The organism is Marinobacter salsuginis (genome assembly GCF_009617755.1).
GTDB lineage: Bacteria > Pseudomonadota > Gammaproteobacteria > Pseudomonadales > Oleiphilaceae > Marinobacter > Marinobacter salsuginis.
On the sequence record NZ_BGZH01000001.1, the window covers coordinates 417,849 to 441,414 of the forward strand.

Here is a 23,566-nt window from a genome sequence, read left to right on the forward strand (position 1 = left end):
ATTCAATGACCTAACAAGAAGACACGAGATATGGCCAGCGTCACTTTACGCAATATCTGCAAGAGCTATGACGAAGTCCAGGTTACCCGAGACGTAAACCTGGACATTCAGGACGGAGAATTCGTGGTCTTTGTCGGGCCTTCCGGCTGCGGCAAGTCCACCCTGCTGCGCATGATAGCAGGCCTGGAAGACATTACTTCCGGCGACATGTACATCGGTAACGACAGGGTCAACAACCTGCCGCCCAAGGAGCGGGAAGTGGGCATGGTGTTCCAGTCCTATGCCCTGTACCCCCACATGGACGTGGCAGAGAACATGGCGTTTGGCCTGAAACTGGCCAAAACGAACAAGACCGAAATCAACCGTCGCGTCCAGGATGCCGCCAACCTGCTGCAACTGGACAAACTCCTGGAGCGCAAGCCCAAGGACCTCTCCGGCGGCCAGCGCCAGCGCGTGGCAATTGGCCGGACCATTGTCCGGGAACCGGAGGTATTCCTGTTTGACGAACCGCTGTCAAACCTTGATGCCTCCCTGCGGGTCCAGATGCGCATTGAAATCTCCCGCCTGCACAAACGCCTCGGCGCCACCATGGTGTACGTGACCCACGACCAGGTAGAGGCCATGACCATGGCCGACAAAATCGTTGCCCTGGACAATGGTTCCATCGCCCAGGTGGGCAAGCCCATGGAGCTGTACCATTATCCGGCTACCCGTTTTGTCGCCGGCTTTATCGGCTCTCCGAAGATGAACTTCATTGATTGCTCTGTTGCTTCCGCCAGCAGCCAGTCCGTCACCATCGTCATGCCGGGTGACCACCAACTGGAACTGCCGGTGAACGGCGCCGGGCTCTCCGAAGGCGAAAACGTTACCCTCGGCATCCGCCCGGAGCACCTGAGCGAAGACCAGGAAGCCGACATGTATCTCGAAGGGGAAGTGCACGTGGTTGAACGCCTGGGCTACCAGACCCTGGTGCACCTGGACGTCAATAACGTCGATGGCGTTATTACAATGCGCACCGACGGCTCCAACCCGATTCAGGAAGGCGCCCGAATGACCCTGGGCATGAACGCCAACAAATGCCACCTGTTCCGCCAGGATGGTAACGCCTGCCCCCGTCTCTACCGAGAGCCCTGCATCGATTTCTAACCCACTCCCAGGGGCCACCCGGCCCCTTTCTGTTTCGATCTGTCGTTACCCCTAACGGGGCTACTCTTTGGCCGGTTCCGTCACGTACCGGCCCTTTTTTTGTGACAAAAAAAGCCCGGTCAGCAGGGGGGAATTAACCTGACCGGGTCGCGAAAGCTAACGCTGGAAGACGCTGGGATCGCGTAAAGAGAAGTCGCCTACCCTTTCACACCACCGGCGGTGAGACCGCCGACAATCCACTTCTGGCAGTAAAGGAAGATCACGGTAATCGGCAGACCGGAAAGCACCGCCGCTGCCGCGAAATCGCCCCACAGATAGTTCTGTTCATACAGATATTGCTGGGCACCCACCGCCAGGGTCAGTTTATCGGTATCCACGAGAAGCACCGACGCCATCGGGTACTCCATGATGGTCATGATGAACGCCAGGATGAACACCACCACCAGAATCGGCACCGAAAGCGGCAGCAGGATGTACCGGAAGGCCTGCCAGGTGGTGGCGCCATCCACGATAGCGGCCTCCTCCAGGGAGCGATCAATGGAGTCGAAGTAGCCCTTGATGGTCCAAATATGCAACGCCATGCCACCCAGGGAGGCCACGATAACCGCACCGTGGGTATTCAGCCCTAGCCAGCTGACATGATTGCCGATCTGATCGAACAGAGCATACAGCGCCACCAGGGAGAGCACCGGCGGGAACATCTGGAAGATCAGCATGGATTTCAGGACAAATCCCTTGCCGGCGAAGCGCATGCGGGCAAAAGCGTAGGCACTGGTTGTAGAAAGGGCCAGGATCAGCACCGCCGAAACAACAGCGATCTTGATCGAGTTCCACAACCACAGAAGCACGGGAAATGGCGGCTGCGTGGTCACACCATCTTCTCCGGTGTAGGGGATACCCAGCGCCAGGTACCAGTGTTCCAGGGAAGGGTTCTCCGGCAGCAGGCTGCCGGATGCAAAGTTACCGCTGCGGAACGAGATGGAAATGACCATCAACAGCGGGAACAGAATGATCGCGATAAACGCCAGCATCCCCAGGTGGGATGCCAGCACGCGGTATTTGGTGGAGCGGGGTTCAACCATGGCCATAAGAAGCTCCTTACACCTTGATCTTGGACAGTTTGAGGTTGATCAGGGACAACGCACCCACCACCAGGAAAATCGCGGTGGCAATAGCGGCGGCCAGACCAAAGTTCTGTCCGGAGTCCTGGAAAGCAATGCGGTAGGTGTAGCTCACCAGAAGATCGGTGGTACCTGCCGGCGTGCTCGCGCCGATGATGTCCGGGGCGCCCCCGGTCAGCAGTGCAATCAGGACGAAGTTGTTGAAGTTGAATGCGAAGCTGGCAATCAGCAGCGGCATCAGCGGCTTGATGATCAACGGCAGGGTGATATTGAACAGATTGTTCACCGGCCCTGCCCCATCCATGGCCGACGCTTCATACAGATCCCTCGGGATAGCCTGCAGAAGCCCCATGCACAACAGCATCATGTAGGGATAGCCAAGCCAGGTATTCACGATCAGAATCATGGTGCGGGCCAGCGCCGGGTCGCTGAACCAGTCCGGACGAATGCCGAACAGGCCCTCCAGAACCAGGTTGATCTCACCGAAGTTCTGATTGAACAAGCCCTTGAACACCAGAATCGAGATAAACGCCGGCACCGCGTATGGCAAGATCAGCATGGTGCGGTAAAAGCCCTTGCCGCGAATCTGGTCCCACTGCAGCAGGTTGGCCAACAACAGGCCCAGCGCCAGGGTAAAGACAACCGTGGCGACCGCAAACGAGAGCGTCCACACGAAAATCTCGAAGAATGGCCCGCGAATGGAAGGGTCGGTCACCACCTTGAGATAGTTGTCCCAACCGATATTGACCGTCCAGCCAGGCGACAGGGCATTGCCATCGGCGTCCCGGTAGAAGCCGGTTTCCTGGTCCGGGAAATAGGTGACGCCGGTCTGGTTATTGGTCAGGCTGCCATTGTCATGCAGCGTAAACTGGGGATGAATCGCCGCGAATGAGCGCAGGCTGGCCTGACTCAACTCGCGCCCGTCTTCGGTGATCAGGGTCAGTTCCGAGAGTTGCCCCCTGAGCTGTATGATCTCGCGAATGGACAGGGGCTCACCCTCCGGCTTGCCCGACACCGGCAACACGGGTGCCGAACGTTCGCCGGCCTCCAGGTCTACCGGTGTTGAAGTCAGGTTCTGGTGTTCTCCCTCAAGCCAGAACACATAGCCTTCGTCGGTTTTGTAGAGTTGGTAGTCGTAGCGAACCGCTTCAGACTGATAGGTCCGGCTAAGGAGGTTTTCCTGCACCTGCTCGAAACTCAGCAGGTTGCTGGCGCTGTAATTGGTGAAGCCTATGCCAACGGTGTACATCAGGGGAAAAATGACGAATAGCCCCATGCCAGCGATGGCCGGAAAAATGTAACGGTGGGCGTACAGCTTTTTGCTGACGAACACTGCAACAGCCGACGCGGTGAGCACCAGAAATAGCATGGCGAAGACAAACTCACGCTGGGCATAGAGTGCCAGAATGAGGTAGAGCGCGGCACCGACCAACGCCGCCAGCGCGCCCCATTTAAGAAATACTCGGGTCATGGAGTGTCTGCTTTCAATACCGGGAGAGGACAGGGTTTCCGTTATCATTGTAGTCAGCCCGTTGATTACCGTCGCACGTCGGCAACGGCGAATGTTCATGCACGTCCAGGCGGCCCAGTGTCGGAGGGAAAAAACCCCTCCGACACCGGTATACCCTTTGGTTACCGGGTAATTCGCTGTGCTGCCGCGTTCAGGGCATCTTCAACGGACTGGCGTCCGGAGGTGATGTTTTGCAGGGCCGGCCCCATGGACGACCAGAAGGCACCCATAGCCGGTACGTTCGGCATGGGTTCGCCCAGCTGGGCATTCTCGAAGGTCGCCTTTATATTGGGATCGGAGGAGAGTTCATCCATGAATTCCTTGTTGGCCACAGCACCCAGGGGAACGTCGTTGTTCACCATTTTCAGGCCCTTGACGGAGAGCGCGTAGTTTTCCAGGAATTCAACCGCCAGATCCTTGTTGGGACTGGCAGAGTTCAGGGTCGCGGCCATAACACCCACCATCGGTTTGCTGGGCTGGCCATCCACCGTCGGAATGGTGGTTACACCGAAGTTGATGCCGCTTTTCTCAAGGTTGCCCCAGGCCCAGGGGCCATTAATCATCATGGCCGTCTCGCCCTTGTTGAAGCTGGACTCCATGGCGCTGTAGTCGGCTCCGCGGGGCATCACGCCCTCCTCGATCAGCCGGGTCAATGCGTTGGCACCTTTGATGGCCCCTTCGGTATTCACGCCGGTGTCCTTCACATCCACGGAACCATCGGCGTTTTCACCGAAAATGTATCCGCCAGCTGCCGCCAGCATCGGCCAGGTAAAGTAGGTGTTGTTGTAATCCCACAGAATGGCGCGCTTGCCGTCTTCCGCCAGCTCTTGGTGAAGGGCAGGAATGTCTTCGAAGGCGCTGGGAGGCTCAGGCAACAGATCCTTGTTGTAGATCAGGCCTATAGACTCGACCGCCATCGGGTAGCCGTACATCTTGCCGCCCACCGTGACCGCATCCCAGGTAAAGTCATAGTTGGCGTCAATCACGCTCTGGGACGGTTTGATCTCGGAAATAATGCCGCTCTGGGCCCATTCGCCGAAACGGTCGTGGGCCCAGATGAAAATATCCGGGCCATTGCCGGTTGCGGCAGATTGCTGGAACTTGTCGGTGGCGCTGTCCGGGTGGGCGACTTCAACCGGGATACCGGTTTCTTGAGTGAACCAGTCCCCCACCTCCTGCAGGCCGTCATAGCCCTTGTCACCGTTGATCCAGACCAGAAGCTTGCCCTCTTCGATCTCGGCATGGGCCGGCGCGGAGACGCCGAAGGTAGCGGCAACAATGGAGGCTGCGAGAGTGCTGCGGATAAAAGTTCGACGATTCATCAGGTGATTCCTCTGTATGTTCTTGCCTTATTCTTGTTTTCCGGCCATTCACGAGGTTGTCGGGCCGGACTGAACGCAAACTTTCTTTTGCGAGTATTGGCACTGTGTGGCAATTCCGGGTAATAAGCATCACCCCTTATTTCATTCCCCGAGGCGTAGTAGAGGGGAGTAGACAGGCGTAGAAAATTCCTTCTACCACCCCGGGGTGGAGTCTGGTTTGATGGCATCCACAAGAATGAAAACCGAAACGGAGCAATTGCCATGAGCCCTCGCGCCAGACACCTGAAACTCTCAGCTTGTATCGCCTCAGCCCTGATTACAGCCGGTTGTGCCTCCGGCCCGGGCAAACCCACAGTTGTGGCCGGGCCACCCTCAGCCAATGATACCAATGTCTTTTGCGAAGCGGCGTCAGCCGAAATGACGATTCCGGTCGGATCCGCATTCCCGGACGGGACACTGGTCCGGGATTTCTACACGGGAAACACTGCCCGGGTTATCGATGGTGAGGTAACCATGGCGCCGGGTGCCAACGCCGAGGGGCTGGTGTTACTGGAATCAGTCGACGCCAAGGCGGGCCAGTTTAGCTGGGGCGGTGCGACCGTCTATTTCGCCGTAACAGACCGGTTTGCCAACGGCACGACCGGCAACGACCAGAATTATGGACGCCAACCAGACGGCAAGGATGAAATCGGTACCTTCCATGGCGGTGATTTTGTAGGCCTGACCCAGAAACTGGATTACCTGTCGGAACTGGGGGTCAACGCCCTCTGGATCACGCCTCCGTTCGAACAGATGCACGGCTGGGTAGGCGGTGGCGACCGGGGCGATTTCCAGCACTACGGGTACCATGGCTATTACGCCCTGGACTTCACGGTCCCGGATGCCAACTTTGGTACCCGGGAGGAATTCCGGACTCTCGTCCAGGAAGCCCATAAACGAGACATCCGGGTGGTCATGGACGTGGTTATGAACCACCCAGGCTACAGTTCCCTGCAGGATATGCAGACCTTTGAATTCGGTTCGCTGTTTGAGGGATTCGAAAAGCATCTGCCCGAGCGCTGGGGCGACTGGCAACCGGAATCCTGGGAAAACTTCCACGCCTACCATGCCCTCATTGATTACGACCATCCGGATTGGCGCAACTGGTGGGGCAAAGACTGGGTCCGGGCCGGTATTGCCGACTACGACACGCCGCCGAACGCCTCCGTGGATGCCCAGCGCGGCTCTCTCGCGTTTCTGCCGGATTTCAAGACAGAGGCCGAAAAGCCCGTGGATCTGCCGGTGTTCCTGCGGAATAAAGCCAGCTCAAGAAGCCAGCAACTGGACGATGCCACCGTTCGGGATTACCTGATCACCTGGCTGACCGACTGGGTCCGGGAATTCGGAGTGGACGGCTTCCGGGTGGATACCGCCAAGCATGTGGAACCGGAGGCCTGGCTCGCGCTCAAAGAGGAGGCCCAGGCAGCCCTGGATGAGTACCGCAGCCGCAATCCCGACGCCGACCTGCCGGCCGAGGAGTTCTGGATGGTTGCCGAGGTATTCCCCCATTCGGTTCGCAGGACCGCCTATTTTGATGCCGGCTTCGATGCGGTGATCAACTTCGACCTGCAGGAAGAGGCCCGGGCCGGCGCGCAATGCCTGCCCGCCATGGAACCCATCTACAGTGATTACGCCAGCAAACTGCACGGCGAAGAAAACTTCAATGTGATGAGCTACATCTCCTCCCACGACACCAAACTGTTCAGCCAGATTGCAGGCAATGATCCCGCTCTACAGAAGCGGGCCGCAGCGGCTCTCATGCTTACGCCTGGCGCAGTTCAGGTGTTCTATGGTGATGAGTCGGGCCGGGCGTTCGGGCCAACCGGATCGGATCCGCATCAGGGCACCCGCTCGGACATGAACTGGAATGCCATTGAGAATGGCGAGGTGTCCGGTATCCTTGCGCACTGGCAGAAACTGGGGCAGTTCCGTGAGCGTCATCCCGTGATTGGCGCAGGCGAGCACCGGTTGATCAGCCAGCAACCCTATGTATTCTCAAGAACCAACGGCGATGACCGGGTGGTGATTGCGTTCGGGAAAAAGTGACCTGACCATGAGTTATTCGAGATTTCTGGAAGACACCCCTCTTGTTCCCGGCATGATGCGTCTGCTCGACCATGCAGATCTGTGCCAGCCGGCACGGCTGGCAGACTGGATCCAGGGGAGGCTGGATGAAGGACTGACTGTCTTCGATCATGCCGACATCTACGGCGATGGCGAGTGTGAGCGTATTTTCGGCGAGGCACTGATGGCCTCGCCGGAACTGCGTCAGAAAGTACAGGTTATTTCCAAAGCCGGCATTGTGCCTGCCCATCAGGACACCAGCCAGTGGACCACTAAACACTATCGGGCCGAAGCAGACTATTTTTCCGGGGCTATCGACAGGTCTCTCAGCCGGCTGCGGGTTGAGCAAATCCTCACGTTCCTGATTCACCGGCCGGATCCGCTGCTGGACGCGGAAACCCTGGCGAGAACCCTGGAGCAGGCCGTCAGCGCTGGCAAGATTCGGCACATTGGGGTATCCAATTTCCTGCCGGAGCAGTGGCGCTGGCTTCAGAAAAACACCCGCCTGCCCCTGGTGTGTAATCAGAGCGAGCTGTCACTCAACCATGCATCACCGTTGTTCGATGGCACCTTTGAGGCCCACCTTAGCGATGGCCTGCGCTGGCTTGCCTGGTCACCACTGGCTGGTGGTGCCCTGCCCGGCTCGGTTCCAGAAAGCCTGCTGCAAACCGCCAAAGAAGAAACCGGACTGTGCGCGACGGGGCTGGCCATCGCGTGGTTGCGGCAGCTTCCGGGTGCCCCGATTCCGGTTCTTGGCTCCATGCGTGAGGCGAGAATTGAGGCAGCGCTCAAGGGCGCCCGCACAACTCTCCCCAGACCGCTCTGGTTCGCCCTGCTGGAGGCAATGCGTCAAACCGCGGTGCCCTGAGGGGCATCGTAAAGTTGATAGAAGTCACCGACCTACAATTTGTTACCGAAAATTCCACTTTAGTCCCATTGTTGACTCCATAATCAGCGCTGACACTAGCTCTGCTTAACAAATAATCAAAAAAGATTCGCAGCCCTCTCCCTCCATTGGCGCTGCAACTCCGGAGGCCAACCTGAATGAAGATCAGAAAAGTACTCTTTTCTGCTTGCCTGCTGTTGCTGGTGAGCTCCACTGTCTATGCCGAAACCCTGAAAATCGGCCTGAACTATCCGCAAACCGGTCGCTACAAGGATCAGGGCCTGCAACAGCGTCTGGGCGCGTTCCTGGCCGTTGACGAAATCAACAAGGCCGGCGGTGTCATGGGTCGCCAGCTGGAGCTGGTGATCAGAAATACCCGTGGCGAACCTGCTCAGGGCGCAAAAAACACCGCAGAGCTTATCGACCGTGAAGGCGTCCAGATGGTGTTCGGCGGCGTGTCCAGCGCCGTTGCCATTGCCTCGGGCAAAGCCGCCCGGGATCGCGACCGGATTTACTTCGGTACCCTCACCTACTCGAACGCCACCACCGGGGCCGAGGGTCACTCACACATGTTCCGGGAGCCCTACAACGCATGGATGACGGCCAAGGCGCTTAGCCAATACCTCACAACCAATCACGCCAACGACGACTACTTCTACATCACCGCTGACTACACCTGGGGCTGGTCCGTGGAAGAGTCGGTACGAAAATTTTCGGGAACCGAGGACACCCAGCGCCACCAGGGCGTGAAAACGCCTTTCCCCCGAGCACTGATTACCGACTTCCGTGAAGCGCTGGAGCAGGCGGAAGCGAGCGATGCCAAGGTTCTGATGATGGTTCTTTTCGGTGACGACATGGTGCGAGCCCTGAATGTCGCCTATGAAATGGGCCTAACCAAGAAAATGCAGATAGTTGTACCCAATCTCACCCTCGGAATGGCGCGCCAGGTGGGCCCCACCATTATGGAAGGCGTTATCGGCGGCTCGCCCTGGGTGTGGAACGCACCCTACGAGCTGAACTACCCGCGAGGCAAGGAATTTGTAGAGGCCTTCTCAGCGCGATATGAAATGCGGCCATCCACCGCTGCGGCCTCTGCCTACAGCATCGTTTACCAATACAAGGATGCTGTGGAGCGTACCGGAACCACCAATACCGCCCGCCTCATACGGGCCCTCGAGGGACACAGATACACGTTCCTGAAGGACGAGCAGTACTGGCGGGACTTCGATCACCAGAATATCCAGACTGTGTACGTGGTGAAAGTGAAACCACGCAACACCATCATCGCTGACGAATACAGTTCCGATTATTTCAGCATCATCGATTCGATGCCCGGCGATCAGGCAGCCCAGACCCGGGAAGAATGGGAAGAGCGGCGCCGGGAGGCTGGCAAGCCTCTGAGCCTCTAGATCGAATCACGCGTTGCGAGCCCCGCCCTGAATGGCGGGGCTTTTTTTTGAATTTTCCAAGGGTTTGCGTAAACTTTCGATTCCGAACATAACAACAAGGCTCCAGGATGTCCCAGAAACACCGTCTTGAACAGATCATGGACTTGATACAAGCATCCGGATTCTTAACGACAGAGCAACTCGTCGAAGAGTTTGGCGTAACGCCACAAACTATCAGGAGAGACCTCAACGAGCTGGCGAGGCAAAATCGGCTTCGCCGGCACCATGGCGGCGCGGGCGTCGACTCTAGCACGGCCAATACTGCTTACCAGCAGCGCAAAATCATGAACCTGGAAGCCAAGGAACGGATTGCAAACGCACTTGTGCAGCACATACCGGACAATGCATCCTTGTTCATCAATATTGGCACTACCACTGAAACCATTGCCAAAGCACTACTACAAAAGCGCGGCCTGAGCATCGTCACCAACAACCTCCATGTTGCTTCCATCCTCTCGGCGAAGGAAGACTTCCACATCATCATTGCTGGCGGTGAGGTTCGTAATCGCGATGGCGGCATCGTTGGGGAGGCCGCCGTGGATTTTATCAATCAGTTCAAAATGGATTATGGAATCATAGGCATCAGCGGCATTCACCACGACGGTTCCCTACTGGATTTCGACTACCGGGAAGTTCGTGTTGCCCAATCGATCATTGCCAACTCTACTGAAGTGCTCCTGGCCGCTGACCACTCCAAGTTTGGTCGAAATGCCATGGTGCGCCTGGGGAACATTGGCCAGGCAGACCATCTGTTCACCGATGCTCGGCCACCAGAGAAGATTCGCAAACTGCTTGAAGTAAATGGAGTAGAGGTTCACATCACCGGCGATTAGTTTCGTTTTTCTTCGCGTTTTTCCTTTACGAACACCGCACCATTCCCCATAATCAGTTCCATCAACCAATGCTCGTTCAGGGACTGTGAAAAGTGGCACAAGATCAGGATGTCTACGATGTACTTGTAGTTGGCGGCGGGGTGAATGGTTCTGGCATCGCGCTGGATGCAGCAGGACGAGGCCTAAAGGTCCTGCTTTGTGAAATGGATGACCTCGCATCTGCCACTTCCTCCAGTAGCAGCAAACTGATTCACGGCGGCCTCCGTTATCTCGAACACTATGAGTTCCGCCTGGTCCGGGAAGCCCTTGCAGAGCGCGAAGCGCTGTTACGAAACGCTCCGCACATCATGTGGCCCATGCGGTTCAGGCTTCCTCACCGCTCTCATCTACGGCCAGCCTGGATGATTCGTACCGGTTTGTTTTTGTACGACCACCTTGCAAAACGGGAAATCCTCCCCGGCTCCCGATCAATTTCTTTTGAAGAGGACTCTCCCCTCAAACCCGAAATAACCAAGGGTTTCGAGTACTCGGACGGCTGGGTAGACGATGCCAGGCTGGTCGTTCTGACTGCTAAAAAAGCAGAACAGAAAGGGGCACAAATCCTGACGCGTACGAAATGCGTGAAAGCAGAGCGCGGCCAAGACCGATGGATCGCCACACTGAAAGACGTGCTCTCCGATTCAGAGAAAACCATATCGGCAAAAGTCATTATCAACGCCACCGGGCCATGGGTGAGCCGTCTCTTCGGCGAGAGCCTCAGCATGAAGGCGCCGAAACAGATCAGGATGGTCAAAGGTAGCCACATTGTTGTGCCCCGCCTGAACCAGGGTACGGAAGCCTACATCCTGCAGAATGAGGACGACAGGATTGTCTTTGTGATCCCGTACGAAGACCATTTCTCACTCATCGGCACCACCGATGTTGAATACGACGGAGATCCGAAAGCCGCCAGCATATCCCCCGAGGAGACTCACTATCTCCTGGATATTGTGAACACCTATTTTAAACGGCAGCTCGACACCTCTGATGTGATCTGGTCTTACTCAGGTGTTCGGCCACTCATGGACGATGAGGAGGAGCCGGCCCAGAAGGCTTCAAGGGACTATTCTTTCGAGGTCAGCGAGGGTGCTGCCCTTGCCCCCCTGATTTCAGTCTTCGGTGGCAAAATCACCACCTTCCGCAAGCTCGCAGAAGCCGTTACGAACAGGCTTTGCGACTATTTTCCTGATGCCGGGCAACCGTGGACCCGAAGCGCGGTTTTGCCAGGAGGCGACTTCGTGAATCAGCAGGGACTCGGAGCGCAGATTAAAACACGATTCCCTTGGCTGCCCGATGCGGCCATATCACGTTATGTGCAAACCTACGGCACCAGCACCTTCGATTTTCTTGAGGGGAACCATTCTCTGGCTGACATTGGAACGGCTTTCACACCAACTCTCTTCCAGAGCGAAGTGGATTATCTGGTTGCCAATGAATGGGCCATTACCGCCGACGATGTACTTTGGAGACGAACCAAGCAAGGCCTCTACATCTCTAATGAGAATAGGGAACTACTGCGAGACTACCTGAAGGAGACAGCACTACCCCGTCACTGATCATTCGATTCCAGAACGACCATCCGCGTCCAGCATTTTATTGACCAGGAGCTGCAAACCCGGGACCACCTCATTCTCGAACCAGGGATTCTTTCGTAACCAGCCATTGTTCCTGGGACTCGGGTGCGGCAAGGGCACCAGATCTGGCCAATAATTCCGCCACCGCCTGACATTTTCCGTAACGGATTTGCCGGTACCCGGAAGATGCCAGGCGTGAGCATACTGCCCGATGACCAGCGTCAGCCCTATGTGTGGCAGACGATCCAGCAACAGGTTGCGCCAGGCCGGCGCGCACTCTGGTCGCGGCGGAAGATCCCCGGATTTGCCGGTACCCGGATAGCAAAACCCCATGGGCAGGATCGCCAGCTTCTGTTCGTCATAAAAGGTATCCCGGGTTATCCCCATCCATTGCCGAAGCCGATCGCCGCTGGGATCATTGAAGGGCAACCCGGTTTCATGCACTCGCCTGCCCGGCGCCTGCCCGACCACCAGAATGCGGGCGCTTTCCGATATCTGGATGACCGGCCTTGGGCCACGTGGAAGAACGTCCGCACAAATCGTACACGCCCGCACGCGCCGAACCAGGTCGTCGAAGGGAAGCCGGGAGAGATCCTCTTTCATGAACGTTCCATTGTCAGGGTGATTGCATAAACGGGCATTTCCCGTAACGATAGAGGCACAATCACGACACAACAAGTCTCGAAGGACACACCATGAATGCCAAAGCAGGCCCTCTTCCTCTGCCGGAAATTGATGTCGAGGAGTTCCGAAAAGTCGTTCGCACCCGCCGCTCCATCAGGCGTTTCACCGATGAGCCTATTCCGGAGAAGGTGCTTGAGGATTGCCTCGAGCTGGCAACACTTGCCCCAAACTCCAGCAACCTTCAGCCCTGGGAATTTTTCGTTGTCCGCACTCCGGAGCTGAAGGCGAAACTTGCCCACGCCTGTCTTGGCCAGAATGCCGCGAAAACCGCCGCCGCGCTGATCGTGGTGGTTGCCCGACCGGATAGCTGGCGAGCTCATGCCCGACAAGCCCTGGAAGACTGGCCAGAAGAAAAGCTGCCGCCGATCGTTGAAAAGTACTACCGCAAAGTCGCCCCCATTCACTACAACCAGGGCCCCTTCGGGATTCTGGGGTTAGCGAAGAAAGCGGCAGGCCTTGCCGTGGGAATCACCCGGCCTGTCCCCCGGGGCCCCTACTCAACCTGCGAGATGAAAATCTGGGCCACCAAATCCACCGCCCTGGCGGCCCAGAACCTGATGCTTGCACTCCGGGCCCACGGCTATGATTCCTGCCCCATGGAGGGTTTTGACGAGTATCGTGTCAAGAAACTGCTCAACCTGCCCGGAAAAGGACTGGTGACCATGGTACTGGCCGCCGGCCGCCGGGCGGAAAACGGTGTGTATAACCGCCAGTACCGTTTCGATCAGAGCCAGCTGGTCCACTACCTCTAAACCAGCAAAGGCAATCCGGCATCAAACCTCCGGATTGCCCAGTGCCTCGGCAGCGCCCAGCAGCCCGGTGTACGGCTCAGTAACCACATAGACCGGCGTGAACTCGAGCAGCGGGCGCATTCTGCCTTTATCCTCAAAGCCGTTCCGGAAGGGACTTTCCAGAAAGAACTCGAGGAAACGGGGCAGGATTCCGCCGCAGAGATAAACACCGCCGGTGCTGCCCAGGGTCAGAACCCCGTTACCGGCTACACGGCCGAGGATTTCACAGAAGTGGCGAAGCGTGTGTCGAGCCAGGCTGTCGGTGTTTTCCACCGCAGCCGCGGTGATTTTTTCCGGCGCATCCAGTGGTGCGGCCACGCCCTGGATCTCGGCATGGGCCTGATACAGATTCAGCAGGCCCTGACCACAAAGAATACGCTCTACGGACACCCGCCCAAATCGGGCCTTGAGAATCCGCAGCACCGCCATTTCGGTATCGTCGGTGGGGGCGAAATCCACGTGGCCGCCTTCGGTCATCAACGGTACCCAGCCATGCTCAATGGGCACCAGGCCCGAAACACCGAGCCCGGTTCCAGGCCCCATAACCAGTCGAGGGCGACGGCTGTCGCCCGGCCCACCACACACATGCACAAGGTGTTCGTCCGGAACATGGGGAACGCCGAGCGCCATGGCGGTAAAGTCATTGATCACCTTGAACCTGGACCAGCCAAACTGCGCCCGGACCTCTTCGATATCAAAGCGCCAGTGATTGTTGGTCATGCGAACCTGGGTGCCTCGAACCGGTGAGGCAACAGCCAGACAGGCTCCATCCACCTCTGAAACTCCGACCCGGGCCAGGTAATCCCGCACGGCGTCATCGAGATTGGCGTATTCCCCGCAGGGCAGAATCTCGATAGCCCCGGGCTGCACACTGCCCTTCTCTACCAGCGCGAAACGCGCATTGGTGCCGCCGATGTCACCGACCAGTGAGTAATGTGTTTCTGTCATGCCTCATGATTCCAGAAAAAGCTGGCGCCTTCCTCGGGATTGCTGGCCGCACGTCGCATCCAGCCAAACAATTCCCGACCATAGCCGTGATGATACCCGGTCAGGTCCGCATTTTCAGAATCCCGGCCGGCAAACTCCTGCTCATCCACGCGGACGGCAAGAATCCCCTTTTCGGCATCCAGACAAACCTGGTCACCATTTTTGACCTTGGCCAGCGGCCCACCATCCAGCGCCTCCGGGTAGACATGGATCGCCGCGGGCACCTTGCCCGACGCGCCGGACATACGGCCATCCGTCACCAGTCCGACCTTGAACCCGCGATCCTGCAACACGCCCAGGTAAGGGGTAAGCTTGTGCAGCTCTGGCATGCCATTGCTCTTGGGTCCCTGGAACCGCACGATCACAATGCAATCCCGATCCAGGTCGCCGGCCTCGAAAGCTGCCTTTAGTTCGTTCTGGTCGTTGAACACCACGGCCGGCGCTTCAACTATCCGGTGTTCCGGAGCAACGGCAGAAACCTTGATCACGCCCCGGCCCAGATTGCCATCGAGCACCCGTAGCCCACCATCGGGTGCAAACGGCTCCGCAACCGGGCTGAGCACATCCGGCCGAAGGCTTTTTTCCGGCGCCGGCTTCCACACCAGCCTCTCATCCTCCAGCTCCGGCATCTCGGTATAGCGCTCAAGGCCATAGCCCACGACCGTGTTTACGTCATTGTGCAGGTACCCGCCGCTCAGCAGCTCCCGGATCAGGAACGGGGTACCTCCCGCCTCGTGAAACGCGTTCACGTCTTCCTGGCCATTGGGGTAGATGCGGGTCATGGAGGGGACCACGGAAGAAAGCTCGGCGTAGTCATTCCAGTCGATGATGATACCGGCAGCCCGGGCAATGGCAATCCAGTGAATGGTGTGATTGGTGGAGCCACCGGTAACCAGCAGCGCTACCAGCGCATTGACGATGCTCTTCTCATCCACCATATCGCCAAGACCAAGCTCGCCTCCGTGAGGCTTCGACAATTTGATCACCTGCTCGGTTGCGGCACGGGTGAGCTCTTCGCGCAGCGGGGTATTGGGATTTACAAAAGCCGATCCCGGCAAATGCAGCCCCATGACTTCGACCAACAGCTGGTTGCTGTTGGCCGTGCCGTAAAACGTGCAGGTGCCGGGGCTGTGATAGGACTTGCTCTCGGCCTCCAGCAATTCATCCTTGCCAACCTTGCCCTCGGCGTAAAGCTGTCGAATCCGCTGCTTTTCCTTGTTCGGCAGACCTGAAGGCATCGGGCCTGCCGGAACCAGAATGGTAGGGAGATAGCCGAAGCTCAGCGAGCCGATCAGCAGGCCCGGAACAATCTTGTCGCAGATGCCCAATAGCATCGTGGCATCAAACATGTTGTGGCTCAGGGCCACGGCCGTACTCATGGCGATGGTGTCCCGGGAAAACAGGCTCAGCTCCATACCCGGCTGGCCCTGGGTTACGCCATCACACATGGCAGGCGTGCCTCCGGCCACCTGGGCCACGGACCCCATCCCCCGGGCCGCCTCCCGAATAACATCGGGGAACTTTTCGTAAGGTTGGTGGGCCGAAAGCATATCGCTATAGGCCGTTACCATGGCCACATTGGCCTTGTTCATGAACTTCAGGGTGTCTTTGTCGCCCTGACTACAGGCCGCAAAACCGTGGGCCAGATTGCCGCAGGACAGAGAACTCCGGTGCGGGGATTGGGCTTTGAGAGCGTTCATGCGGTTCAGGTAATCCTGCCGCGTTGAGCGACTGCGCTCAATAATTCTCTGGGTAACCTTGTCTACGGTCGGGTGCATGGTGGGCTCCATTGCATAATCTATTAGAGTGGTCGTTTTTAGATGTAATTTTACTTTCTTTTTTTAGCATTACCACCGTTTAATCGTTCATTTATTCTTTTTTTGTTGTTATATTTACTACATTACTGAGGTTAAACGAACAAAAAACGACCACCCAAGGAGTCAGACGATGACAATCCGTATCGCAATCAACGGTTTTGGCCGCATCGGTCGCAATGTTCTCAGAGCATTGTATGAAAATAACTACCGGAGCCAGCTCCAGGTTGTTGCCATCAACGACCTTGGCGACGCCGAAACCAACGCTCATTTGCTCAAGTATGACAGCGTTCATGGCCGATTTAACGCCGACGTCAGTCACGACGCAGAATCCCTGACCGTTAAAGGGGACCGGATTGCCATTACCGCTCTCCGCAACCCCGAAGAACTGCCCTGGAAAGACCACCGTGTTGATGTCGTTTTCGAGTGTACCGGCCTCTTCACCAAACGCGACAAGGCGGCTGCACACCTGACGGCCGGCGCCCGCAAGGTTATCATCTCGGCACCCAGCCCTGATGCGGATGCCATGGTGGTATACGGCGTTAACCACGGAACACTGACCGCCGACCACGACATCATCTCCAATGCGTCCTGCACCACAAACTGCCTGGCTCCGGTGGTTGAAGCCCTGCACAAGACCATTGGTATCGAGAGTGGCCTGATGACCACCATCCACTCCTACACTAACGATCAGAAGCTGAGCGACGTCTACCATTCCGACCTCTATCGGGCACGCTCAGCCACCCAGTCAATGATCCCAACCAAGACCGGCGCCGCTGCCGCCATTGGCAAGGTCATTCCGGAGTTGGACGGCAAACTCGATGGCCTGGCCGTTCGCGTTCCCACCATCAATGTGTCACTGGTGGATTTCGGCTTCATTGCCAGCCGGGAGACAACCGCAGAGGAAGTCAACGAAGCGGTTAAAGCGGCGGCCGAGCAGAACCCGGTTCTTGGCTATAATATCGAGAAGCTGGTCAGCGTGGACTTCAATCACAACGCGCTCTCCAGCATCTTTGACGCCAACCACACCCGCGTTCTGGGCCGTCACGTAAAAGTCATGGCCTGGTACGATAATGAATGGGGGTTCTCGAACCGCATGCTGGATAATGCACTCGCCCTGATCAAGGCCGGCCAGTAAAACTGGCCGGCCCAGCTGATTCCGCTACCCTGCTCGAGACCATTTTGAAGAACCAAAGGACACAAACCATGCTCAGGCGTACCAAGATCGTCGCCACCCTCGGCCCCGCCACTGACTCGCCGGAATCCCTCGCAGCTATAATTGCCGCCGGAGTAGACGTTACCCGACTGAACTTTTCCCACGGCAGCGCCGAGGAGCACATCGGACGAGCCCGCCGTGTCCGCGAAGCGGCTGCAGCCCAGGGCCGGTTCGTCGCGCTGCTCGCCGATCTGCAGGGCCCCAAGCTTCGCATCGCCCGCTTTGCGGAGAACAAGGTCACCCTTCAGGCCGGCCAGACGTTTATCCTCGATGCTGCCATGGACAAGGAGGCCGGTACCGAAGAAAGAGTCGGGATCGATTACGAGCAACTGATCGAAGATGTGGAACCGGGCGACATCCTGGTTCTCGATGACGGCCGCATAGAGATGGAAGTTCAGTCGGTGAGCGACCATAGCATCACCTCGACGGTTCTGATTGGCGGCCCGCTCTCCAATAACAAAGGCCTGAACAAGCGTGGCGGCGGCTTGTCCGCTGAAGCACTGACGGAAAAGGACAAGCAGGACATCGTCACAGCCGCCAAACTCGGTGCCGATTACGTGGCGGTTTCTTTTGTTCGCACCGCCGAGGATATGCACATCGCCCGGCGGCTGCTGAAGGAAGCCGGCTCTGACGCCGGCCTGGTGGCGAAAATCGAACGGGCAGAGCTTGCCGACGATGTGGAAGCCCTGGACGCGGTCATCGAAGCCTCCGATGCCGTGATGGTTGCCCGCGGCGACCTGGCCGTGGAAATCGGAGACGCACAGCTGGTTGGCGTCCAGAAGCACATCATCTCCCGCGCCCGGGTTCTTAACCGCGCGGTGATTACGGCCACGCAGATGATGGAGTCGATGATCACCAGCCCGATGCCAACACGAGCCGAAGTCTCAGACGTTGCCAACGCGGTGATGGACTACACCGACGCGGTGATGCTCTCTGCCGAGACCGCGGTGGGTGATTATCCGAAGGAAGCCGTGGAAGCCATGGTGCGCATCTGCCTTGGTGCCGAGAAGCATCCATCGATGCATCAGTCCAAGCACCGGATTCACGAGAGCATGGAAGCGGTGGACGAGGCCATCGCGCTTTCGGCCATGTACGCCGCCAACCACCTTGAGGGTGTCTCGGCCATCATCTGCATGACCGAAACCGGCGCCACACCGAGGTTGATGTCACGCATAAAGTCGAGCCTGCCAATCTTTGCGTTTTCGCGCCATCACTCCACGCAGCATCGGGTCGTTTTGTTCCGGGGCGTTCAGACGGTGCCTTTCGATTCTGCCAAGATCCCGAACGAGCGGACGAATGCGTTGGCCGTGTCGGAGCTGGTAAATCGCGGGGCAGTCAAGGATGGTGATCTGGTGGTGATTACCAAGGGTGATTATGTGAATGCTCAGGGTGGGACCAATACCATGAAGATTGTCCGGGTTGGTTCTGACATTCGCTGATTTTTACTTCCTGATTAGCCCGCTGTCGTCGGTGCACGACCTTGTAGCCTGAGAGTCTTGTGCCGGCGGCAGTGGGGCTCCCCTTTCCAAAAAACGCTACGAGCACATCCATGTGCGCTTGGCTGTGGCCATCCTTGGCCACAGACATTTTTGGAAAGGGGAGCCCCACTCCCTCCTTCAAAGCTTTCAGTTATCTCTGCGTGACAGTTTTTCGATTGCTACGAATGTCATTGTAGTCATGTAGGTCGGATTAGCCGTGGGCGTAATCCGACAAACAGTCTTTAAACCGGGAAACCCACGACGAGTCCGTCGGATTACGCCTGCGGCTAATCCGACCTACGAAATCACGGTGACTAATGGCGTTATCGGAAAGTTTGACAAGCGCTTTGGGGCAGGGCTTCCGGGAATGTCGCTGGCCAGGGACGGCCAGCGCCAAGCGCACATGGGTGAGGCGGAGCGTTTATGAAGCGAAGCTTCATGCGACAGACGAACGACAGCAATCTGTGATTGCTGGCTGGACCCCGAAGGGGTGCTCGTAGCGTTTCCCGGAAGCCCTGCCCCAAAATGCGCCCACTCCAAAACTTCCAGTCTGGGAAACCAAGTCGGAAATTAGAGATCAGCAAGACTCCCACGCGCAATCTCGGTAATCTGTGCCCAGTCCTTGGCCGCCACCACATCCGCAGGGGTCAACCAGGTGCCGCCAACGGCCTGGACGTTGCCGAGAGCCAGGTAGTCGGCTGCGGTGTTTCGGCGGATGCCGCCGGTTGGACAGAAAGTGACATCCGGGAAGGGGCCGCTGAAGGCTTTTAGGGCCGGGATGCCGCCGGCGACTTCGGCAGGGAAGAATTTGAATTCGCGGTAGCCGAGGTTATAGCCCACCATCATCTCGGAGATGGTAGCGATGCCGGGCAACAGCGGGGCTTCGGAGGTCACGCCGAATTCCAGGATGGCTTCGGTTACGCCCGGGGTGATCACGAACTGGGCGCCAGCGGCTTCAACCTGCCGATACTGGGCAATGCTGGTCACGGTACCTGCGCCCACCCAGGCGTCCGGGATGGCTTTGCGGACTTCTTCGATGGCTTTGAGGCCGTGTTCGGTGCGCAGGGTGATTTCCAGGACGTTGATGCCGCCATCAACCAGTGCCTGACAAAGCGGCACGGCGTCTTCGAGCTCTTGGATAGCGATAACTGGCACCAGGGGTGAGGATTGCAGTACTGCCCTGACGCGCTCGCGATGGTAGTCGGAAAGTTGATTCATGGTTTTCTCCATAACAAAGGTCGGGCGTTTCAGGGGCTCCAGAACAGCTGGAGGCCAGGCTTGAGGAAAGCTCTGATGGGCATTTCGAGAACCTCGTCCGGTTCTGACAGGGCACGCTCCAGTGTCTGCAGCTTGTCCTCGCCCTTCAGATGCAATGCCTTGAAGCGGGCATCTCTCAGGGGCGGCCAGGTAAGGGTGATGCGCTTTTGGGGTTGCGACGCGGGCGTAGCAGCGGCAACGATGTCCTGACACTCGGGATCCATGGCACTCTTCAGCTCCGGTGCATCCGGGAACAGCGACGCCGTGTGGCCGTCGTTGCCCATGCCGAGAATCAGTACGTCGATGGGCAGGGCCAGATCCGCCAGCTCGGCCTTGACCCGTTCCAGGCCTTCGGCAGGTGTGGCACCGGGCTGTTTGAGCGACAGGAATCGGGCCGACGCCGCCTGGTTCTGCAGCAGATTCTCCCGAACAAGACGGGTGTTGCTGGCGTCATCGCTTTCGTCCACCCAACGCTCATCCGCCAGCAGGACGTCTACCCTGCCCCATTCCAGATTCTTGCTGGAAAGCGCCTTGAAAAATGGCAGCGGCGTGGAGCCGCCGGATAACACCAGGCTCGCCCTGGGCGCTTCTCTCAGGCGGGCAGCCAGAAACTCTGCAACCGCATCCGCAAGATTCAGGGCCACAGCCTCAGGCGTTTCACCTGAACAGTCGCGAACACCCTGGGGCAAGCGCAGATCAGACATCTTCATACCAGCTTCTCCCATCCCGGGTGATCATGGCGATGGAGGCAACCGGCCCCCAGGTTCCAGCGGCATAACGCTTGGGCGGTTCGCCGCTGTCTTTCCAGTTCTGGATAACCTGGTCTACCCAGCGCCAGGCGAACTCCACCTCGTCACGGCGGACAAAGAGGTACTGGTTGCCTTTCATCACCTCCCATAGCAGACGCTCGTAGGCGTCGGGTATCCGGTCGGTGGCAAAGGTCTCCGAGAATGTCAGCTCCAGCGGGCCCTGGCGCAGGCGCATGCCTTTGTCCAGCCCCTGGTCTTTGGTGAGGATCTTCAGAGCCATCCCCTCATCGGGCTGCAGTCGGATGATCAGCTTGTTGTTGGCCAGATGCTTCTGGTCGGGATCAAAGATGTAGTGCGGTGCCGGCTTGAAGTGGATGATTATCTGAGACAGCTTCTCCGGCAGGCGTTTGCCCGTGCGGATGTAAAAGGGCACGCCGGACCAACGCCAGTTATCGATTTCGGCTTTCAGGGCAACAAAGGTTTCAGTAGCGCTGCCCTTGTTCGCCCCTTCCTCTTCCAGATAGCCGGGCACAGGTTTGCCATTGCTGGTGCCGGCGGTGTACTGCCCGCGGACCACATAGCTGTCCATCATGTCTGGCGTTATCTGCTTCAATGCCTTGAGGACTTTCACCTTTTCATCGCGAATGCTGTCGGCGGACAGGTCTGAAGGCGGATCCATGGCAATCAGGCACAGCAGCTGCAACAGATGGTTCTGGATCATGTCGCGAATCTGGCCAGCCTTGTCAAAGTAACCCCACCGGCCCTCGATGCCCACGCTCTCGGCCACCGTGATTTCCACATGGGATATATGATTCTGGTCCCATTGCGAGGCAAACAGATTGTTGGCAAATCGCAGGGCGATCAGGTTTTGGACGGTTTCCTTGCCCAGGTAATGATCAATCCGGAACAGCTGATTCTCGTTATAGACCTCGCCCAGCTCATCGTTGATCACCTTTGAGGACTCCAGGTCGTGGCCGATCGGCTTCTCTACCACCACCCTGGTCTTCTCGGTACAGCAACTGGCGGAGCGCAAGTTTCGGGCTATAACACCATACATGGACGGCGGGGTGGCCATGTATACGATGAGCTCATTGTTGGCGTCATCCCGCCAATCGTTGAGCACACCAAAGGCCTCCGGTTCGTTAAAATCCAGAATCTGGTAATCAACCCGTTTCAGAAAAGACTTGGCCAGTTCACCGTCGAACTCCTCCGGCTTTACATGCTGCTTCAGCTTGTCAAACAACTGCTGGCGCACGGTCTCGGTATCCGCCTCTGTGCGGGCAATGGCCAGCACCCGGCTACCGTCGGCCAGGAGGTTGGCTCGCTCCAGCTGGTACAGCGCCGGAAACAGTTTTCGCTGGGCTAGGTCCCCCAACGCTCCGAATAGCATGAGGTCACAACGGGTATTGATCTTGTTGACCATTGGTTCCTTCTCTCTGGTGGGCAGTCCGTCGCAAAAACTCGACGACCGGACTCAATGTAGTAATTTTAAACAAATAATGACATTCAAAAATCAATATTCCAAGAAAAAACTGCTTTTCGTGATACTTTTACTACCCCAAAACCGGTAAAAAAGCGGTATAATCACCGCGTTTTCAAGACACCGACCGCCCATGATTCAGGGAGTACCATTGATGGCCGCGAACCAGGCGCACCGTGACGACAATCTGCTTGAGGACATCCAGTCCAGACTGGACAGCCTTAACAAATCCGAGCGCAAAGTGGCCGAGGCCATTCTCCGCGACCCCAGCGCGGCCACCCGTTACAGCATAGCTGCACTGGCCAGAGCCGCCGATGTGAGCGAGCCAACGGTCAACCGCTTCTGCCGCGGTTTCTCTGCCACGGGCTTCCCGGATTTCAAAATCCGCCTCGCCCAGAGCATTGCCACCGGCACCCCTTACATCGGCCAGAATGTGGAGCCGGATGACACCGTTGCCGAATTCGCCGACAAGATCATGCTCAGTACCATTGCCAGCCTGGACAAAGCCCGGCAGGCGCTCGACCCGAAAGCCCTGGCCACCGCGATCGATTACCTGATCCAGGCCAAGCAGATCAATTTCTTTGGCATGGGCGGATCTGCGGCTGTAGCCATGGACGCTCAGCACAAGTTTTTCCGCTTCAATATCCCGGTCATGTCTTACGACGACGCCTTGATGCAACGTATGGTTGCGGCCGGCGCCAACGTCGGTGACGTGATCGTCCTTATTTCCTATACAGGCCGCACCCGGGAAACTGTCGATATCGCGCAACTGGCGCGGGCAAACGGCGCCACTGTGATTGGCATCACTAACCCCGACTCACCCCTGGCGGAAAGCTGCACGGTGGTACTGGGCGTGACCGCTCCGGAGGACACCGAGGTCTACATGCCAATGTCTTCACGCATCATTCACCTCAGCGTTATCGACATCCTGGCAACCGGTGTAACCCTCAAACGCGGCGCGGATTTCCTCGGGCACCTCAAAAAGATCAAGGAAAGCCTCAAACCAACACGCTTTCCGCCGAGCTGAATACAACCAAAAGAAAGATAGCAAAGCGAACAACAGAGGGGCTCCTCCTCCTACGCCCCTCCTCCCCCTGAAAACTCACCCCCCAAATTCTTCGGGGCGGA

19 protein-coding genes are annotated in these 23,566 nt (G+C 57.6%); 10 read left to right on the forward strand and 9 right to left on the reverse strand.

Translation table 11 applies throughout. The features are described from left to right. The first annotated feature begins 30 nt into the window (after positions 1 to 30). On the forward strand, positions 31 to 1,146 hold the full coding sequence (malK, locus tag GJU83_RS01915; RefSeq protein ID WP_069183323.1) for a maltose/maltodextrin ABC transporter ATP-binding protein MalK: 1,116 nt from the start codon (positions 31 to 33) through the stop codon (positions 1,144 to 1,146). A 197-nt stretch (positions 1,147 to 1,343) separates the two neighbouring features. Here the strand turns inward: malK and malG are convergent, their stop codons facing one another. From malG to malE, 3 genes are all read right to left on the reverse strand, one after another. After that, positions 1,344 to 2,234 (reverse strand): maltose ABC transporter permease MalG, encoded by an 891-nt coding sequence (gene malG / locus GJU83_RS01920; protein ID WP_069183322.1) that lies wholly within the window; start codon positions 2,232 to 2,234, stop codon positions 1,344 to 1,346. 10 nt (positions 2,235 to 2,244) lie between these two features. After that, positions 2,245 to 3,786 carry a maltose ABC transporter permease MalF gene (gene malF / locus GJU83_RS01925; protein WP_069183321.1) on the reverse strand — a complete coding sequence of 514 codons (1,542 nt, stop codon included), beginning with the start codon at positions 3,784 to 3,786 and terminating at the stop codon, positions 2,245 to 2,247. A gap of 113 nt (positions 3,787 to 3,899) precedes the next feature. Further along, the gene (gene malE / locus GJU83_RS01930) at positions 3,900 to 5,099 is read right to left on the reverse strand and encodes a maltose/maltodextrin ABC transporter substrate-binding protein MalE (protein ID WP_069183320.1); all 1,200 of its coding nucleotides are present in this window, start codon (positions 5,097 to 5,099) and stop codon (positions 3,900 to 3,902) included. A 261-nt stretch (positions 5,100 to 5,360) separates the two neighbouring features. Between malE and GJU83_RS01935 the strand changes: the two genes are divergently transcribed. The 5 genes from GJU83_RS01935 to glpD all read left to right on the forward strand — a co-directional run bounded on the left by GJU83_RS01935 (position 5,361) and on the right by glpD (position 11,964). Continuing rightward, the gene (locus tag GJU83_RS01935) at positions 5,361 to 7,184 is read left to right on the forward strand and encodes an alpha-amylase (protein ID WP_069183319.1); all 1,824 of its coding nucleotides are present in this window, start codon (positions 5,361 to 5,363) and stop codon (positions 7,182 to 7,184) included. A 7-nt stretch (positions 7,185 to 7,191) separates the two neighbouring features. Continuing rightward, positions 7,192 to 8,070, forward strand: coding sequence for an aldo/keto reductase (locus GJU83_RS01940; protein ID WP_069183318.1), 879 nt, complete (start codon positions 7,192 to 7,194; stop codon positions 8,068 to 8,070). A 176-nt stretch (positions 8,071 to 8,246) separates the two neighbouring features. Next, entirely contained in the window at positions 8,247 to 9,497 is a 1,251-nt protein-coding gene (locus tag GJU83_RS01945) for a substrate-binding protein (RefSeq protein WP_069183317.1), read from the forward strand. 107 nt (positions 9,498 to 9,604) lie between these two features. Next, positions 9,605 to 10,369, forward strand: a complete 765-nt coding sequence (locus tag GJU83_RS01950) for a DeoR/GlpR family transcriptional regulator (RefSeq protein WP_069183316.1) — start codon at positions 9,605 to 9,607, stop codon at positions 10,367 to 10,369. A 92-nt stretch (positions 10,370 to 10,461) separates the two neighbouring features. Further along, positions 10,462 to 11,964 (forward strand): glycerol-3-phosphate dehydrogenase, encoded by a 1,503-nt coding sequence (glpD, locus tag GJU83_RS01955; RefSeq protein WP_069183315.1) that lies wholly within the window; start codon positions 10,462 to 10,464, stop codon positions 11,962 to 11,964. Here the strand turns inward: glpD and GJU83_RS01960 are convergent, their stop codons facing one another. Next, complete coding sequence (locus tag GJU83_RS01960; RefSeq protein ID WP_069183314.1) at positions 11,965 to 12,585, reverse strand: uracil-DNA glycosylase family protein; 621 nt, start codon at positions 12,583 to 12,585, stop codon at positions 11,965 to 11,967. A 92-nt stretch (positions 12,586 to 12,677) separates the two neighbouring features. On the opposite strand from GJU83_RS01960, the gene GJU83_RS01965 reads away from it, so the two are divergent. Then, positions 12,678 to 13,418: a nitroreductase family protein gene (locus tag GJU83_RS01965; protein ID WP_069183313.1), complete on the forward strand. Its 741-nt coding sequence runs from the start codon at positions 12,678 to 12,680 to the stop codon at positions 13,416 to 13,418. 21 nt (positions 13,419 to 13,439) lie between these two features. Here the strand turns inward: GJU83_RS01965 and GJU83_RS01970 are convergent, their stop codons facing one another. Both GJU83_RS01970 and edd read right to left on the reverse strand, forming a co-directional pair. Then, entirely contained in the window at positions 13,440 to 14,405 is a 966-nt protein-coding gene (locus GJU83_RS01970; RefSeq protein WP_069183312.1) for a glucokinase, read from the reverse strand. Continuing rightward, complete coding sequence (gene edd, locus GJU83_RS01975) at positions 14,402 to 16,222, reverse strand: phosphogluconate dehydratase (protein WP_069183311.1); 1,821 nt, start codon at positions 16,220 to 16,222, stop codon at positions 14,402 to 14,404. The genes GJU83_RS01970 and edd overlap by 4 nt, the downstream gene beginning before the upstream one ends. Positions 16,223 to 16,391: 169 nt before the next feature. Between edd and gap the strand changes: the two genes are divergently transcribed. Both gap and pyk read left to right on the forward strand, forming a co-directional pair. Continuing rightward, positions 16,392 to 17,396, forward strand: coding sequence for a type I glyceraldehyde-3-phosphate dehydrogenase (gene gap, locus GJU83_RS01980; RefSeq protein ID WP_069183310.1), 1,005 nt, complete (start codon positions 16,392 to 16,394; stop codon positions 17,394 to 17,396). Positions 17,397 to 17,464: 68 nt separating this feature from the next. Beyond that, a complete protein-coding gene (pyk, locus tag GJU83_RS01985; RefSeq protein WP_069183309.1) occupies positions 17,465 to 18,913 on the forward strand; it encodes a pyruvate kinase in 1,449 nt (482 codons plus the stop codon). A 609-nt stretch (positions 18,914 to 19,522) separates the two neighbouring features. Here the strand turns inward: pyk and GJU83_RS01990 are convergent. Genes GJU83_RS01990 through zwf form a run of 3 tightly spaced genes read right to left on the reverse strand, consistent with a single transcriptional unit; the run spans position 19,523 to position 22,381 of the window. After that, on the reverse strand, positions 19,523 to 20,170 hold the full coding sequence (locus GJU83_RS01990; RefSeq protein ID WP_069183684.1) for a bifunctional 4-hydroxy-2-oxoglutarate aldolase/2-dehydro-3-deoxy-phosphogluconate aldolase: 648 nt from the start codon (positions 20,168 to 20,170) through the stop codon (positions 19,523 to 19,525). Positions 20,171 to 20,199: 29 nt separating this feature from the next. Next, positions 20,200 to 20,913, reverse strand: a complete 714-nt coding sequence (pgl, locus tag GJU83_RS01995) for a 6-phosphogluconolactonase (protein WP_083231793.1) — start codon at positions 20,911 to 20,913, stop codon at positions 20,200 to 20,202. Further along, positions 20,906 to 22,381, reverse strand: coding sequence for a glucose-6-phosphate dehydrogenase (gene zwf / locus GJU83_RS02000; RefSeq protein ID WP_069183307.1), 1,476 nt, complete (start codon positions 22,379 to 22,381; stop codon positions 20,906 to 20,908). Before zwf ends, pgl begins: the two co-directional genes overlap by 8 nt. A 211-nt stretch (positions 22,382 to 22,592) precedes the next feature. Here zwf and GJU83_RS02005 point away from each other — a divergent pair, with 211 nt between their 5' ends. Continuing rightward, positions 22,593 to 23,465 (forward strand): MurR/RpiR family transcriptional regulator, encoded by an 873-nt coding sequence (locus GJU83_RS02005; protein WP_069183306.1) that lies wholly within the window; start codon positions 22,593 to 22,595, stop codon positions 23,463 to 23,465. Positions 23,466 to 23,566 lie beyond the last annotated feature (101 nt).

Coding starts and splice junctions, on each gene's coding strand:
- malK (WP_069183323.1), top strand. CDS start 31: ATGGCCAGCGTCACTTTACGCAATATCTGCAAGAGCTATGACGAAGTC.
- malG (WP_069183322.1), bottom strand. CDS start 2,234: ATGGCCATGGTTGAACCCCGCTCCACCAAATACCGCGTGCTGGCATCC.
- malF (WP_069183321.1), bottom strand. CDS start 3,786: ATGATAACGGAAACCCTGTCCTCTCCCGGTATTGAAAGCAGACACTCC.
- malE (WP_069183320.1), bottom strand. CDS start 5,099: ATGAATCGTCGAACTTTTATCCGCAGCACTCTCGCAGCCTCCATTGTT.
- GJU83_RS01935 (WP_069183319.1), top strand. CDS start 5,361: ATGAGCCCTCGCGCCAGACACCTGAAACTCTCAGCTTGTATCGCCTCA.
- GJU83_RS01940 (WP_069183318.1), top strand. CDS start 7,192: ATGAGTTATTCGAGATTTCTGGAAGACACCCCTCTTGTTCCCGGCATG.
- GJU83_RS01945 (WP_069183317.1), top strand. CDS start 8,247: ATGAAGATCAGAAAAGTACTCTTTTCTGCTTGCCTGCTGTTGCTGGTG.
- GJU83_RS01950 (WP_069183316.1), top strand. CDS start 9,605: ATGTCCCAGAAACACCGTCTTGAACAGATCATGGACTTGATACAAGCA.
- GJU83_RS01960 (WP_069183314.1), bottom strand. CDS start 12,585: ATGAAAGAGGATCTCTCCCGGCTTCCCTTCGACGACCTGGTTCGGCGC.
- GJU83_RS01965 (WP_069183313.1), top strand. CDS start 12,678: ATGAATGCCAAAGCAGGCCCTCTTCCTCTGCCGGAAATTGATGTCGAG.
- GJU83_RS01970 (WP_069183312.1), bottom strand. CDS start 14,405: ATGACAGAAACACATTACTCACTGGTCGGTGACATCGGCGGCACCAAT.
- edd (WP_069183311.1), bottom strand. CDS start 16,222: ATGCACCCGACCGTAGACAAGGTTACCCAGAGAATTATTGAGCGCAGT.
- gap (WP_069183310.1), top strand. CDS start 16,392: ATGACAATCCGTATCGCAATCAACGGTTTTGGCCGCATCGGTCGCAAT.
- pyk (WP_069183309.1), top strand. CDS start 17,465: ATGCTCAGGCGTACCAAGATCGTCGCCACCCTCGGCCCCGCCACTGAC.
- GJU83_RS01990 (WP_069183684.1), bottom strand. CDS start 20,170: ATGAATCAACTTTCCGACTACCATCGCGAGCGCGTCAGGGCAGTACTG.
- pgl (WP_083231793.1), bottom strand. CDS start 20,913: ATGTCTGATCTGCGCTTGCCCCAGGGTGTTCGCGACTGTTCAGGTGAA.
- zwf (WP_069183307.1), bottom strand. CDS start 22,381: ATGGTCAACAAGATCAATACCCGTTGTGACCTCATGCTATTCGGAGCG.
- GJU83_RS02005 (WP_069183306.1), top strand. CDS start 22,593: ATGGCCGCGAACCAGGCGCACCGTGACGACAATCTGCTTGAGGACATC.